The 16,452-nt window shown below is 44.6% G+C and carries 7 protein-coding genes; 1 reads left to right on the plus strand and 6 read right to left on the minus strand.

The annotated features are described in order from the left end of the window. Positions 1-4: 4 nt before the first annotated feature. The gene (locus PQ469_RS24135; protein WP_274209941.1) at positions 5-1,510 is read right to left on the minus strand and encodes a MiaB/RimO family radical SAM methylthiotransferase; all 1,506 of its coding nucleotides are present in this window, start codon (positions 1,508-1,510) and stop codon (positions 5-7) included. 154 nt (positions 1,511-1,664) lie between these two features. On the opposite strand from PQ469_RS24135, the gene PQ469_RS24140 reads away from it, so the two are divergent. After that, a complete protein-coding gene (locus PQ469_RS24140; protein ID WP_274209942.1) occupies positions 1,665-3,470 on the plus strand; it encodes a hypothetical protein in 1,806 nt (601 codons plus the stop codon). 90 nt (positions 3,471-3,560) lie between these two features. Here the strand turns inward: PQ469_RS24140 and sov are convergent, their stop codons facing one another. The 5 genes from sov to gatA all read right to left on the minus strand — a co-directional run bounded on the left by sov (position 3,561) and on the right by gatA (position 16,410). Beyond that, entirely contained in the window at positions 3,561-10,466 is a 6,906-nt protein-coding gene (sov, locus tag PQ469_RS24145) for a T9SS outer membrane translocon Sov/SprA (protein ID WP_274209943.1), read from the minus strand. Between the two features lie 154 nt (positions 10,467-10,620). Further along, the gene (gene ruvA, locus PQ469_RS24150) at positions 10,621-11,205 is read right to left on the minus strand and encodes a Holliday junction branch migration protein RuvA (protein WP_090641422.1); all 585 of its coding nucleotides are present in this window, start codon (positions 11,203-11,205) and stop codon (positions 10,621-10,623) included. A 34-nt stretch (positions 11,206-11,239) separates the two neighbouring features. Then, complete coding sequence (locus tag PQ469_RS24155) at positions 11,240-13,516, minus strand: NADP-dependent malic enzyme (protein WP_274209944.1); 2,277 nt, start codon at positions 13,514-13,516, stop codon at positions 11,240-11,242. Between the two features lie 118 nt (positions 13,517-13,634). Then, the gene (locus PQ469_RS24160) at positions 13,635-14,921 is read right to left on the minus strand and encodes a lytic transglycosylase domain-containing protein (protein ID WP_274209945.1); all 1,287 of its coding nucleotides are present in this window, start codon (positions 14,919-14,921) and stop codon (positions 13,635-13,637) included. Positions 14,922-14,985: 64 nt separating this feature from the next. After that, positions 14,986-16,410: an Asp-tRNA(Asn)/Glu-tRNA(Gln) amidotransferase subunit GatA gene (gene gatA / locus PQ469_RS24165; RefSeq protein ID WP_274209946.1), complete on the minus strand. Its 1,425-nt coding sequence runs from the start codon at positions 16,408-16,410 to the stop codon at positions 14,986-14,988. Between the last annotated feature and the right edge of the window lie 42 nt (positions 16,411-16,452).

The raw sequence follows: 16,452 nt of genomic DNA on the forward strand, positions 1-16,452 counted from the left end.
GCTTCTATTCAACCACCGTCCCGATCAACGTAGCCGTAGTAGTCCTTTCAATCAAAACGTTCACGTATTGGCCGGGCTTATAATTATCGGCTACCGGGAAAATCACCATGGCGTTTTGATCGCTGCGGCCGCAATAATCGTTTTTTGATTTTTTGGAGAAGCCCTCTATAAGCACTTTTTCTATCTTACCAATGCGTGCCTGTGCACGGTAGTAAGAGTACTCCTGTTGCTTAGCTACTATCTCTGTTAATCGTTTTTGTTTTACTTCCTCGGGAATATCATCGGCATAGCGTTTTGCGGCCAATGTTCCGGGGCGCTCGCTATACTTAAACATGTAGGCAAAATCGTATTTCACGTAATCCATCATACTTACTGTATCGGCATGCTCCTCGTCGGTTTCGGTACAAAAACCGGTTATTACATCTGTAGAAATTGCACAATCACCAATAATCCGGCGAATAGCGTCAATCCTGTTAATATACCAATCGCGATCGTAAGTACGGTTCATCAAATCAAGGATGCGGGTATTGCCCGATTGTACCGGCAGGTGTATGTAGTTACAAATATTATCGTATTTGGCAATAGTGTATAAAACCTCGTCGGTAATATCCTTCGGATGCGAGGTTGAAAAACGCACGCGCAAATCTGGATTAATGAGCGCCACCATCTCTAAAAGATTGGCGAAATTGGTAACGGGCGCATCAGCCACTCCCAAATCTGGCCCGGTAGAAGAACCCTTTTGATCAGCTTGCGCTTCCAACTCAGAACTCAGAACTCCCGACTCAGAACTCTTTTTCCACTTATACGAATCCACATTCTGCCCCAGCAAAGTAACCTCGCGGTATCCTTTATCAAACAGATCGGTACATTCTGCAACTATTGATTGCGGGTCGCGGCTGCGTTCGCGGCCACGGGTAAACGGAACCACGCAAAACGAACACATGTTATCGCAGCCACGCATAATAGATACAAAGGCGTTAATGCCGTTGCTGTTTAAACGTACCGGGCTTATATCTGCATAAGTTTCCTCACGGGATAGCAATACGTTAACAGCTTTTTGGCCGCTGTCAACCTGGTCTATCAGGTTAGGCAGGTCGCGGTATGCATCGGGGCCAACAACTACGTCAACCAGTTTTTCCTCTTCTAAAAATTTCGATTTCAGGCGTTCAGCCATACAGCCCAACACGCCTACCACCAGGCCGGGATTTTTTACCTTGGTAATGGCAAACTCCTTTAAGCGGTTACGCACACGTGTTTCGGCATTCTCGCGGATAGAACAGGTGTTTATAAATATAACATCGGCCATGTTATGATCGCCGGTGGTCTCAAAACCTTGTTCAGCTAATATGGATGCAACAATTTCGCTGTCGCTAAAATTCATTGCACAGCCATAACTTTCAATATAAAGTTTACGGCCGTTATTTTTACCCGTCACCGGCTGCTCTAAAACCAAAGCCTCGCCTTGCCTGCTCTCATCATGTACCTTATCCGGAAGAACCAAATCCATCATTCAATTAAAAATTAGTTTGCAAAAATACACAAAATTTAAATACGCGAATGACATATTGTCAGCATTTAACAAAATCAAAAAAATATTGTTATATTTCTGATTCTATACGTATAAGAGTACCAGTAACACCATAAAAGTAAACGGATATTTATAAATGAAGCTGAATTTCTTAAGGCACAAATGGCAAAAAATAGCATTTAGCTTTGTATTGGTACCGGTACTCATTGTTTTTATAATAGCCCTTATACTTAACCACTACCTGGCCCCCATTTTGGCCACGCAGGTGCGTGAGGCTGTTTTAACCGGCAGCGATAGCCTGTACCACGCCGACTTTACCAAAGCCGAGCTGCATTTATTAGAAGGAAAAGTTACCATATATAATATCAGTCTTATACCGGATACTGTGGTGTACAACCGCAAAAAACAGCAGCACATAGCGCCAAATAACCTGGTGACCCTGCATGTAAAAAAACTGATTTTAAAACATATTCACCCCTTTAGTTATTATTTCAGGCACAAGTTAAATATCAGCCAAATTATTTTGAACGAGCCCGAGTTGAATGTTAGCTACACGCTTAACCATACACAGGATACCGTTTTAAAGGATTACCAGACAACCTGGCAAAAAGTTTCCAAAGCCCTACGCTCCATAAGCGTAGGCCAGATTTATTTTAACGATGTAAAATTTAAGTATGAGGATTACTCGGGCCATAAGGTGGTTATATCTACTCTTAAAGAGATGAACCTAAGCGCTACCGACCTCCTGATCGACTCGGCGACCCAGACTGACAAATCGCGGCTGTTGTACTGCAAGGATATTGTTATGGAGCTTAATAATTATAGCGGCAAAACCGACAATGGGTTGTACGATTATAAAATAAATTACCTTAGGCTATCAACCATGTACTCCAGGCTCAACATCAGGGGCCTGCAATTGCAGGCCGCAAAAAACGACCTGTTTTTTAACAAAAGCCAAAGCGACAGCTTTACCCTGGGGGTTGATTCATTACAACTCAACAACTTCGATTTTTTGAATTACCATAAATACCGGCGCCTTAAAGCATCAAGCCTTGACCTTGCCGATGGCGACTTAAGGGTGTTTGGCAACCCCAACAAAAGTAAGCGGGTGACGGCAGATCAAGTATCCACCTTCCCCAATGTGTTGGTACGTAACACAGATACCGACCTGACAATAGATACTATCCGGTTAAAACACATCGATGTATCATATTCGGAATTTAATGCGGAGACGAAAAAAACGGGATCGGTAGAATTTAATAACACCAGCGGCGAGTTTCATAATGTTACTACAAACAAGGTAGCAATTGCCAAAAACAACATTACTGATGTCCGCCTTAGCAGCTATTTCATGAACCGTGGGCGACTGGACGTGCAGTTCCTGTTTAATTTAACCGATGCTGATGGCTCATTCAACTATAACGGATCGTTGGGCAATATGGTGGCCAACAAGCTTAACCAGGCAACTGTGCCGCTGGCCATGCTCAAAATAACATCGGGCAATATCAACCAATTTAATTTTGATATCCACGCCAACCGCAAGGCTTTTAAAGGCCGGATAGCATTGTTATATAACGATTTAAAAGTATCCATCCTGGAAGCTGACACCGCCAACAACCGCTTAAAAAAGCAACAGCTGATATCCATATTTGCCAACCTGTTTGTTATAAAACGCAATAACCCGGATGTTGCAGGCAAAGCGCCCCGCTTTTCGGATGTTAATTATTTGCGGCCAAAAGACTCGCCGTTTTTTAAAACCGTTTGGCGCACGTTATTACAGGGCATAAAAGAATGTGCCGGTCTGGATGAAAAATCACAGCAAGCTGCAATGGGGCGCCTAACGGAACACAAAAAAAACAAGCAGGAAAGATTAGTAAGGAAAGCCGAGCGCAAAAAACGGAGGGCCGATAAAAAGGCGGCAAAGGAAATCAATTCGATTTGAAAATTTGAAGATTTGAGAATTTGAAAAATAACGGGGTTGACAATGCATTTTCAAATCTTCAAGTTCTCAACTTTTCAAATCAGTTTTAATTTATTGAAGTAATAATTTCAGGTTGATGCCAAAATTGGTAAACGCGGTATTAAACGTTTGCGAGGTGTATGGCCGGGTGATGTTTGAATCGTAAAACAGGTTGAGGTTAAAACGCTGGTTTATCACATAATCGATGGATGGCCTTACGGTAATGTTTTGCGCGCCGGACGAAATTTCTGCCGCTTCTACATCGGCACGGTAAATGAGCGTTTTGTTGTCGCGCAGCGAGAAATCGAGTTTAAAGTTAACATCCTTAGGGCTGCCTCCCGGAAGCAATCCGAATGGGAAGTGGAAATTTTTGGTATGATAGCCGAAACCAAAAACAATAATTCTTTCGTTCTGCTGCGCCAGCTGGCTATTGAGCAGGCTCAGGCTCAGTGTACGGCTCTGCCTGAACTCAACGTTGGCCGTCATACTATTTTTAAACCTTGCGCTGGCACCCAATAAAGGCACAAACTGCTCAAATATGGTAACCTGCGAGAACTGGTAAAGCGGTAAAAAATCATTATTCAAATCGCGTGCGCTACTGGCGCCGGCCGCCTCGCGGTATTGCAACAGCGTAGTAAAACCATTTACGTTGTACGACGACCGGTAACCGTGACTCAGATCGAAGGAGTCGAAAACATCGGCAAAGAAAGGAATTTTGGCCAGCCCGCTGTACCTGATATCCCAGTTAGGAATAGGTATTTTAGGAAACTGAGATGTGCTGGCCTTCGTCGCTTTTTTACCGGTATAGGCAGCCAAAAAAGCGGGCACCAGTACATTTTGGGAATTTTGCCCATAACCGTCTCTAAGCCCAACCGAATCTACCAATTGCGTTGAATTGGGGTTTTGGGCGGCAAGCCTTTGCGATATAACAGCACGGTTGGCAAGCATTTGCTGAAACAGTGGCGATTTGTTATCAATACCCGTAGTTTTTTTGAACGCCGTACCTATAGTTAAATATGAGATACTATAATTACCTGTGGTAACCGGGCTTAATGATTCAATACTGTTGGTTGCGGCCAGGTATTTAAAGTTTGATTGGTAGTTATGATCCTGTGTTTTAAAAGCGATAAGGTCAATCTTGAGGCCTTTAAATGGTTCAATAACGCCCCTGAAATGCATATCCTCATTAAGCGATGTGGTATACAATTGATTTTGCAGGGTATCGGTAGTTATCCATCCGTTGGCTATAGCTTTGGCGCGTATATCGGTTTGGCTACCTAATAAAAACCCAATGCCCGGCGCGTTATAATCGGCATTTTGGCCAAAAATTCCTGATTGAGGCAGGTAACCCGGCAAATAGGTGCCTTGTTTACGCGAGTAAGTGGCACTTACATTTTTAACACTGGTAAGCAGCCCTATTAATACTTTACCCAACCCGCCCGGCGAATTTGGGTTAGCAGCCTTGCGGATGAACGGGAACTTATTATACAGCGATACCATATTTAAAGTAGGGTTAACCTGTATCTCACGCAGGTTGCTGATGCTGTTGCCCACATCATATGATGGATCATTGATGGCAAACAAGGGCTGGGTTTGCCAGTTAAAGTGCGTGCTGTACCGGGTAGTTACCGACGTCCAATCCAGTCCCGGTATCTTGTTGATAGGCAGGGTATAGTTTATATTGATGGTGTGGTTGTAGTTAGTAGTGCGGCCCAGCTTTTTAAGGTTATCCCAAAGGGTATCGCGCTTTAATCCATTAATGCGCCCCGCCGGCTCATCAACTACCGATAGGTTGGTGGCATCAATATCTAACGATAAGGATTTTGATAAATTCCAGCCTATTCCATAAACCCTTGTAATGTTAAAATACTTATTAAATGTAGTGGTAGGTACGGGGATAAAATTGTTGGGGTCGTTATCCCGCAAGGTATTTTCCGAATAAAAACGATCAAAGTTGATACTGAAGTTTAACCTTGATGGCAGTATACTAAAATTGAAGTCGCGCGCCAGCGCCAGCAAATTACTTTTGATGATTTTGGCAAATGGATTATAATATTTTGGCGCATTGGTAAAGTTATAGGCAAGGGTTAGATGATAAGTTTTCTCCAAATCGCTTTGGGTGGTAAAATCATGATGGGTAAATTGCGTAAACGCATAGCTGGCGCTTAGGTTCTCAATGTCCCAAACGTGGTTTTTTGCCGTTGGATCAAGCTTTGTTTTGTGGACGTTAGTAAAATTGAAACTCTTCCTGAAAGTATAGTCAACAGAAGCGTTCCTTATCGAGTCGCGTTCCTTAGTGCTGGTAGCAGCAGCAAGTGATTGCTTCAGTTCAATATCGGGCGACCCAGGATCATATTGAGGCATACTTTTTTGCGATGACACATTGATATAGGCTGGAATGCTGATCCCGCTTTTAGCTGGAAAAAACTTACCTAACTCGGCAGTGGCCGATATATCGTAAACCTGGTTATCGCTCTGGCTCCTGTCGTTCAGCCGTGAATCCAGCGTACCAAAACCGATGCTGGTTTTACTGCCCGATACCGTTACATCGGCAAAATCGGCCAGTTTGGTATCCAGTCTGGCAGTGGCCGCCCAGCCGCCACGCTGGTCAAAATCAGTTAAGCGCAGTTCATCAAACCAAACCGTGCCTGTTTTATCCAGCCCATCATCTGTACCGGTTGCCTGGCTGCCTTTTAAAGGGTTACGCACACCAATCATGATGGTACGCAGGCGGCTTAAGTCGGGCTGACCTTTTATATAAACAGTTTGGGTGCCTTCGGTATATTTAAATACCTGGTTAAAGGCTATGTTGCTGTGGTTGCGGGCAAGCTTTGCCCGGGTAAGCAAGCCAAGCTCCAGGTCGATGGCATTAGCGTCGGGCCATATAGCATCAGGACTGCTGGTGCCCGGCTGCGTAATTTTTAAAGGCACTTCGTACTCGTAATAGTTATCCTGGTAATCAACGCCAAGGCGTAAAAATGCGTTCAGGTCATCGTCCTTCAGTAATTCGCCTTCGGCGTGCACAAACATTTGTACGCGTTTGTATTTGCGCAAATCGTTATAAAATGTCCGGAAAGCCGCCCTTGAATAACCATCACGCAGACTTTTTACATTTAATGATAGCGATTGCTCGTTCAGCTTGGTATTTGTTTGCAGGTTATTATAATTACGCTGGCGCTGAATGCCCGGCGGTACCACGTAAGGGATAGGCGTGCGGTTACCATTTTCCTCGATGTTTACCGCCTGCACATCAAGCGTCGAATTATCTAAAGGCGGATTACTGATCGACGGATCGGCAATAACATTAAGCGGATTTCTCTCGATATTAAAAGCCCGCCATTCCCCGCGCACCAATTCTAATGTCGCGAAGCGGAGGATGGCGGTATCGGCAAAATTGGTCATGAACATTCGCATAAAACGAATAGCTTTAAAATCGCCAATATTACCCACCTTGCTTTGGTAATCCGTAATCGGAATCCTGAACTGGTACCAGTTTACTGATTGTGTTGTACCATCGGGCAGTTTAACATTGGCCGTTACCTTATCGCTGATGTTGTTTTGCCCAACAACCATATCGCCAGGGCGGATAGATACTTTATACTGAAAGTATGAATCTTCCTGGCTCATGTTATTATCGCGGTTAATATCCTCGCCGTCGGGTAACGAGGTTGATGCCGAATTTTGAATACCCAGTTCCGCTTGCGATTGTTGCGATGTTTTGGAGTTGCCATCGGTGCCGTTGTACTTACTATATCTGTCAAGGATACCTAACCTGGCCTGGTCAAGTGCCGAGCCCTGGTAGTATTGGTAGTCGTCAGACGATGGGTCATTAGCAAAATTGGTGGCCGCCTGCCCGCTCAGTTGCCCTTTAACCTGGGTAACTACCGGCGCAAATTTCTTCTGCTCGTCGGCATCATTCAACCCATCCAAGCCCACATCCTGCAAACGGCGCGCATCGGGGTTATTGTCAAAAGCGTTAATAACCGGCTGTAGTTTAGATACCCTACCCCAGTTAGTTTCGTCAACCTGGGTAACATCGCCGTTCACGGGCAAACTGTTCTCCAGGCTTTTACGGCCATCTTTCAATATATCTTCAGATACGCTGCCTAAGTTAAAATACAAGTCGCCGCCTGCCGAGTTGGGTTTGTAAATAAAGGGATCGAGCACCCAAAACTCAATGTATGATACGTTTAACGATTCAAAATCATTGGTTTCCAGTTTCCTGAACATACCGCCCCAGCGTGTTTTTGGATTTTGCAAAGTACCATCAGGATTAAAGCCTGTAGTAGTATAGTTGTACGGACCGCGCACATTGGGATAAAATGCCATATTCAGAGTAGCCAGGGTTAATGGCTGCCCGGTGCTCGACTGCTTGTAAGGGAATACTTCCTGCTCCAGGACCTGCCTTGCGTAATGATTGGATAAGTCCGCCCTGGATATGGCGATGTTATTTGAATTGGTGTAAAATATAGGGTCGATATTATAAAATGCCAGGCGGGCGCGGTTGTAACCATAGCTCAGGTCGTCAAACCGGCTGGCTTCAGGAAACAATTGCGGCGTACCCGAAATTTGCCAGGCATTGGCGCTTTTTATATCGATGACGGATTGGCTGTTTTCAAAATCATCCAGGTATGATGTACCGTTTTTTGAGCCTGCAAAATTTAACGCCCCGGGGCTACCGGGCAATAACTGTGCAAACTCGCCCGAAAAGGTAACCGACGATGGCGCTTTGGTGTGGATCAGCGGTATTTTATCAACCAGGCGGGTAAGCATGCGCGAATCTGAACTGTAGTTAACATCAAAACCCCATATGGTGTTGGAGATTGACTCCTCGCCTGCTGTTTCATTTTGAGTAATAGGCTGCTCGGTAAGGTGCATCAGCGTACCGCCCAAATTCAGTTTATCGTTCACATGGTAATCAAACCTCGATCCGTATAATGACTTTTGCTGAACCCCAAACAACTCATTATTCTCCAGCTTTACACTGATGGTTTGGCCCGACGACAGCAAGGCCTGGTTCAAGATCCTTATCCGGCCGGAGTTGTAATCAACTGTATAATCTGTGCCCTCAGTCAATTTAAGCTGGCCAGCAGTTACCGTTACTGAACCCTGTGGAATATTCACAGCGTTCAGCTGGTATTCTGATCCGCCGGTTGAAGTGTAGGTACCTTTAATGACATAGCGGTTTAAGGCCGGAAAATATTGCTGTGCTATAGTTTTCGTAGAATCGTACAACTGCTGGTATACGTAACGCTTGGTAAGGTCCGTTTCGCCGGCGTTAAATTTGGCCGCCAGGTCGGACCCAAAAGGTTCAATGGTTGGAAACGAGATGCGGCCGTTTTGCGAGTCGATGGTAACGCCTTCCAAAAAGTCGAAATACCCGTCAGGTTGTTTAGCGCTTTGCTGATCAAGATTATCAAGCCCTGCAACCTGTAGCCACAATTTGCCTTTAAGGTTGGCCCCCTCCTCCATCACCGTTTTTTCGATCCCCGATTTATCGTCCAGGCGGGTCACCGTCAATTTAAAATTTGTTGGAGCAATCTGGAACGCGCCCAGCGAGTAGATGTTTTTCATCATCAGATCCCAGGATGGCAAATTGGTTTTCAGCAGTTCGTTTTTTAGCAATTTTACAAATAACACTTTAGGCGTATTGGGATCAACCGCCACATCGCTGCTAAATTCACCCACCTGGTACTGTACACCGTTGATAGTGTATTGATAGGCAACCGCCAAAACCTCGTCGTTATTTAAAGGATAATTGAGAGAGATGTAGCCCAATTGCGGGTGCAGTGTATATTCTTTATCGGTAAGCTTGCGGGCGTAAGTTAGCTTGGCATAGTTATCTGTATTACCTGTTGATTGAAAATAACTGGCTACGGCGTTTGAGTTGGTATGTCTTGCATCCGCTGGTAAATTATTTAATAAAGAATTGGATTGCTGTGCAAAGCCGGGGCCCTTAAAACCGGCGGGCAAACCGCTAAAGCCGGCCCCGCCTTGTATCTTTGATGTATTATATGGTTTATTTTCGCCCAGGTCAAGGAAAGCTAATATATCCCTTGAATCGGTGGTTACATTGGTTCGGTTAGTTGTCCAAACCTCAATTTTTGTAATGTTAATATTTGAACTAATGATCGGGATATTGGCCAGCGCCTTGTTATAATTATTGCGAAAATACTGTGATAAAAAAAAGTGCTTATTTGCTTCGTAATCCGCGGGTGTAAGCCTGAACTCGCCCTGCTGCGAACCATTGGTTATCGTAATAGTTTTTGACTGCGACCGCTGCTGCGATAAAATACTGGTGATATCCAACCTTCCAAATTTCAGTTTGGTTTTTACACCGAAAAGCGCCTGGCTGCCGGTTATCAGTGTGGTAGGCAGCGGCATACTCACGGTACCTGCTTCTATCTTTTGGATGATTTCGTCGGGCGAGCCGGTGTAATCCAGCTTTACCTGGTTTTCAAACTGAAACTGCGCATCGGTATTGTAATTGGTGGTAATTTTTAATTTATCGCCTATATTACCGGTTACGTTTAGTTGAATTTTCTGATCGAAATTAAAATTGAACTGCTTGCGCTGGCGGGTGTTAAATAACGGATTTTCATTTTTGTTTACCTGCCCGGCCAATATCATCTCGGCTGATCCCTGCGGACGGATATCGATATTCTGGCTACCGAAAATTTGCTCAAAAGTGCGGCTTCTTACTTTGATGATAGGAATAAAGCCCGGCTGCTGCGAGTCATAGGCATAGTTATCTGCCAGTTGCTTGTAGTAATTACGCTGCTTTGATTTATCTGTAAGCTTTAAATACTGCGCAAAAGTGAGGTACTGCGGCGGGCGGTAGAGCAGGTTACCCACACGTTCGTACAAAATATAGCGGTTTGTGGCGGCGTCATATTCAACTGTACGCACAAGCCCCGGAGGATCGGAACTAAAAATACCTTCCCTGACCCTAACATTTTTGGGTTGGGCTAAGTCCATTGGTGCGCTTTTTTGAGTCGTATCGGTCCTTATTTTCGGTATCTGCTGCGCATAAGCGCCGTTAAGCACACCGAAAGTGAGAATTACCAATACACTTATAATAATATTATAAGTAAATATTCTAATCAAAAGTCAAGTCGAAATTTATACGTAATTATAAGGTTTTTAAAGCGAATTTAATAAGTTGTTCAACAGTTAAATCGCCGCTATTTTTATTCATTTCCTGTTCCAAAACCTTTTCGGCAGTATTGCGTGCAAAGCCAAGCATTACCAATGCAGTAAGTGCTTCATCTTTAGCGGTTTTATTTACCGGCACTACAGTTAAGGTGTCAGGCCCTTCTTTACGTAGCTTATCCTGGAGTTCTAAAATGATTCTTTGTGCTGATTTAGGTCCGATCCCTTTTATCCGTTGGATAAGCGAAACATTACCGCTCACTATGGCTGCCTGGATCTCGGCAGGTGTTATAGACGACAACATCATACGGCCTGTATTTGGCCCGATGCCAGATATCGAAATCAGGTGCATAAACAAGCGGCGCTCACCATCATCGGCAAAGCCGTACAGGGTGAGCGCATCTTCTTTTACATGTTGCCATATGTATAGCTTACAGCTTTCATCGGCACCAAGCCTTGAATATGTATTTACCGATATATTAATGTGATAACCTACACCGCCGGCATCAATAACAACATGCGATGGGTTTTTAGAAACCAGTTTACCACTAATATAATCGTACATAAATATTATTTTATTCTTTAGTTTATCAAAAAAGCTATTGGTTGGCTGCCTTAACCTGCGCGGTAATTACGGCAATAGTAACCATGTTCACAATTTCGCGGACTGAACTACCTAACTGCAATACGTGAACCGGCTTTTTTAAGCCTAACAATATAGGCCCAACCGCCTCGGCGCCGCCTATTTCCTGCAGTAGTTTGTAAGCGATGTTGCCCGATTCAAGGTTAGGAAATATCAACGTATTGGCCGGCTTTCCGTTTAATGTCGAGAAAGGAAAATTATCGGCCAGCAAATCGGAGTTTAGGGCAAAGTTTGCCTGCATATCGCCATCAACAACCATATCAGGATATTTTTCGTGCAGTATCCTTACCGTCTCCCTTGTTTTTTCGGGGATTACGCCCTCGTTCGATCCGAAGTTGGAATAAGATAATAAAGCAACCCTGGGGGTAATGTTAAAGCGTTTTACCGACCGTTCTATCAATACGGTAATATCTACCAGTTCCTGCACTGTTGGGTTCACGTTTACTGTAGTATCACCAAAAAACACAGGGCCTTTGGGTGTTATCATCATGTACATACCCGCCACGCGGTTTACACCTTCTTCGGTACCTATGATTTGTAAAGCCGGTTTTACGGTGCTTACGTAATCTTTTGTCAAACCCGAAATCAGCGCATCGGCCCGGCCAAACTGTACCATGCTGGCACCATAATAATTACGGTCGACCATAAGTTTTTTGGCCTCGTACATAGTGATGCCGCGGCGCTGGCGTTTATTGTATAAATAATTAACGTATTCATCCATGTTTTCGCAGCCCTCGCGCGGGTCGATGATCTGTACATCACCCAGATCAAGCTCGTTTTCGCGCATGATCCGTTTTATCTTTTCTATGTTACCCAACAGTATCGGGGTAGCAATACCTTCATCCTTTACTATCTGGGCCGATCTTAGGATCTTATAATTATCTGCCTCGGCAAATACTACTCTTTTAGGGCTCTGCTTGGCCTTATTGGTAAGGTTGCGCAGTAGTTTGTCGTTGTTACCCAAACGCGACCTAAGCTCCTCTGCGTAGGCATCCCAATCGGTAATAACCTTGCGGGCCACACCTGAATCAATAGCTGCTTTGGCAACCGCCATAGAGACTTCAGTTATCAACCTCTGATCCATCGGTTTTGGGATGATGTAATCCCTTCCAAATTTAAGGTTGGTGATATTGTAAGCCAGGTTTACGGCTTCGGGAACCGGCTTTTTAGCCATTTCGGCAATAGCGTGGGTAGCGGCTATCTTCATCTCCTCGTTAATAGCGGTAGCCCTTACGTCAAGTGCGCCACGGAAAATGTACGGGAATCCCAACACGTTATTTACCTGGTTAGGATAATCGGATCGGCCGGTTGCCATAATAATATCTTCGCGGGCGGCAGTTGCCAAATCATAATCAATCTCGGGAACGGGGTTAGCCATTGCAAAAACCACCGGCTTTTTAGCCATCGATTTGAGCATTGCCGGGGTAACCACATTACCGGCAGACAGGCCAACAAATACGTCGGCATCTTTCATGGCATCCGATAATGTTTTCACATCGGTACGGGTGGTGGCAAATTCCATCCTGATATCATCCAGATCGGTACGGTGCTGGTCGAGCACGCCGTTGATATCAAACATTACCAGGTTTTCTTTTTTAACCCCTATGGAAAGGTACATTTTTGAACAGGACACCGCGGCGGCACCTGCACCATTAACTACCAGTTTTATTTTATCCAGTTTTTTACCCTGAATTTCGCACGCGTTCATCAAAGCAGCGGCCGATATAATAGCCGTACCGTGCTGGTCATCATGCATTACAGGGATGTTCATCTCGGCTTTAAGCCTGCGCTCTATCTCAAAACATGTTGGAGCCGAAATATCTTCCAGGTTTACACCGCCAAATGTAGGCTCAAGCGCTTTTACTATCGCCACAAACTCATCTACGCTTTTGGCATTCACCTCCAGGTCAAACACGTCAATATCTGCATAAATTTTAAACAGCAGGCCCTTGCCTTCCATTACCGGTTTACTGGCTTCGGGGCCAATATTACCTAAGCCTAACACGGCAGTACCGTTGCTTATAACAGCTACCAAGTTTCCTTTAGCAGTGTATTTATAAACATCGTCAACATTCTCGGCTATGCGCAGGCAGGGTTCGGCAACACCAGGCGAGTAGGCCATGGTTAAATCTCGTTGCGAATTAGTAGGCTTGGTTGGCACTACCTGTATCTTACCAGGGCGGCCCATGGAGTGGTAATTCAGCGCGTCCTGTTTCCGGTTGTTCTTGTTCATCTTCTCAAAATTCAAGCGCTCAAAATTACAATTCTTTTTATGGTAACCTGAAATAAAATAGCCCGGTTTTGAAACATGTCAAAATCGGGCTAGTCTTTAAGCAGATATTATCCTGCGGTTACAACGTAGGTTTTGTATCAGCAGATACACTTGCCGAAATATCGCCGCCGGCAGCTACTCTTATTGTTCTGCCAACTGGAGCGCGGTTACCTTCCAGGTTGTTCCATAATTTAAGGTCACGTACCTCGCAACCAAACAAGTCGGCTATACCAGCCAAAGTCTCCCCTTTTTTTACTTTATGATAGGTAGTTATCTTACGATCAGACTTAGGCAGGTCCACATAAGCAGGATGGGCCGCAGGAGCCGCTACTGCATAAACCGGGGTAGGTTTGGCAAACTCCATAGGGGCCACCGCATCGCCGGCACTGTTCAGCACATTATATAAAGCAGCAAAGTTTTCTTTTGAGGTTTGCGGCAGGATAAGCCTGCGTGGAGTTTTTGGCGTACCATTTACAATTAACCTGCGATAGGCCGGGTTAAGAATGGTTATTTCGCCGATGCCCACATTTAAAGCCCGGGCAACATTACCCAACGACACAAACTTTTTAACCATAACGGTATCCGTCTTTAACGAAAAGTTGCATGCCTGAGCTACAATGTTGTGCTTGCCAAAATAATTCATCACATAATTCATGGCTATAAAAGCAGGTACATAACCACGGGTTTCGGCGGGTAAGTATTGGCGTATAGCCCAAAAATCGCTGCCGCCACCGGCCTTTTCCATAGCATGCTCCACATTGCTTTTGCCGCAATTATATGATGCTATAGCCAAAAGCCAGTCTCCAAACTCCTGGTAGGCATCTTTTAAATAGGCTGCTGCAGCATAGCTTGCTTGTATCGGATCGCGGCGTTCGTCAACATACTCGTTCATGTTAAGGCCATAAATTTTCGCGGTGGTGCCCATAAACTGCCACAAACCCGTTGCACCTACCCTTGATACCGCATTAGGATCAAGTTTAGATTCAACAATCGATAAAAATTTTATTTCATCGGGGATGCCGGCATCATGAAAAGCTTTCTCATAAATTGGGAAATAGTACCTGGCCAAACCGGCAACCTGGCCCATTTCATCGCGGTTGTGCATGTAAAGGTCGATGTAGCTTTGTACATATTCATTATAATCAAGCTGGATATCTTTTTTGACCGAATCAAGCCGGCGCTTATAAACGTTACCTTGCGCGCTTATAGGCAGCGGGTGGTTTATAATCGGCAAAATGGTGGTATCGGCATTAATTTCGCCATGAAAAGCAGCAAAATGGTTGCTTTGCTTTACAGACGGGAGGGCAATGGCTTGAATGATTTGTAACAGCGACAGGCAGATGGTAAGCGTAAATAATCTCTTCATTAGTGGGATTTGATTAAGTAATGATGCTTCCTGCATCGGTTAATTTTACTAAAATATGGCTTTTTTATAGCTTTAAGAAATATTCAGCAAAATCTAACAGTTGTTGTTCGTTAAAATGTTTTGTTAATAATTGTAATCCTAACGGCAAACCCTGGCTATTATTGCCGGTTGGCAACGATATGGCGGGTACCCCGGTTAAAGATGCTTGTACGGTAAAAATGTCATAAAGATACGTTACCACCGGATCTTTTTCTTCGGCACCTATAGCGAAGGCGGGTTCGGGCGCGGTTGGAATAAGTATAAAGTCGTATTCGTTCAGTATCTCGTTGGTTTTTTCTCTTATTAACCTGCGTACTTTTTGAGCTTTGGCGTAGTACGCGTCATAGTACCCTGCACTAAGTACAAAGGTACCCAGCATAATGCGGCGCTTTACCTCCTTGCCAAAACCTTCGGAACGCGAACGTTTATAGGTTGACTGCAAATCATCGGCCGCCGGACTTCGGTATCCGTAATGCACGCCATCAAAACGCGCCAGGTTTGACGAAGCTTCGGCCGTTGCCAATATATAGTAAGTAGGTACCAAGTAATCCAATTGTTCAAACGCGATGGGTTTTACCGTATGGCCTTCTGCACGTAATTTTTCAATGTATTGTACCAGGACATCCTTAACCTCGGCATCAACGCCTGGGCTTGACAAGGCTTCCTGTAAATAAGCTATCTTTTTCTTTGCCGGTTTTTCAGTATCAACGGTTATTGGCGATACCTTTTGCTGGATCAGCGTATTATCGTAATCATCCGGACCGGCCATTACTTCGTACAACAGGGCGGTGTCTTCAACCGAGCGGGTAATTGGGCCAACCTGGTCAAAGGACGAGGCATAGGCAATAATGCCGTGCCTGGAGATGCGACCGTAAGTAGGTTTAAAGCCTATCACCCCACAAAACGCAGCCGGCTGCCTAACAGAGCCTCCGGTATCAGTACCAATGGCCGCATGGCACATATTGGCCTGTACAGCAACCGCCGAACCACCTGATGAACCACCCGATACCCTTTTTTGATCGGCGTAGTTTTTTACCGGTCCGTAAAATGAATTTTCATTGGAGCCTCCCATAGCAAACTCGTCGCAATTACAACGGCCTATAATTACGGCATCTTCGGCAAGTAGGCGTTCAACTATAGTTGATGAATATATGGACGTAAAACCTTTAAGGATTTTTGACGAGGCGGTTACCTGATGTCCTTTGTAGCAAATATTGTCTTTTATGGCTATCACCATACCGGCCAGTTTACCGGCTGTTCCGTTTTTTAACCGTTCATCAACGTTTTTTGCATTGATAAGCGCTTCTTTTTCAAACACTTCATTAAAAGCGTTTAAATGGGCGTTCTTTTTAATTTCGCCCAAATAGTTTTTTACCAAGCCCTGAACAGTAATTTCCGCACGCAGCAACCCGCTCTTTATCTCGGTTAAAGAGGAATAAAATTTAGCCATGGGGCTAAAATAAAAAACTTATCCGTTGAAATAACAAATTAA

Origin of the sequence: Mucilaginibacter sp. KACC 22773, from assembly GCF_028736215.1 — a bacterium.
Classification (GTDB): domain Bacteria; phylum Bacteroidota; class Bacteroidia; order Sphingobacteriales; family Sphingobacteriaceae; genus Mucilaginibacter.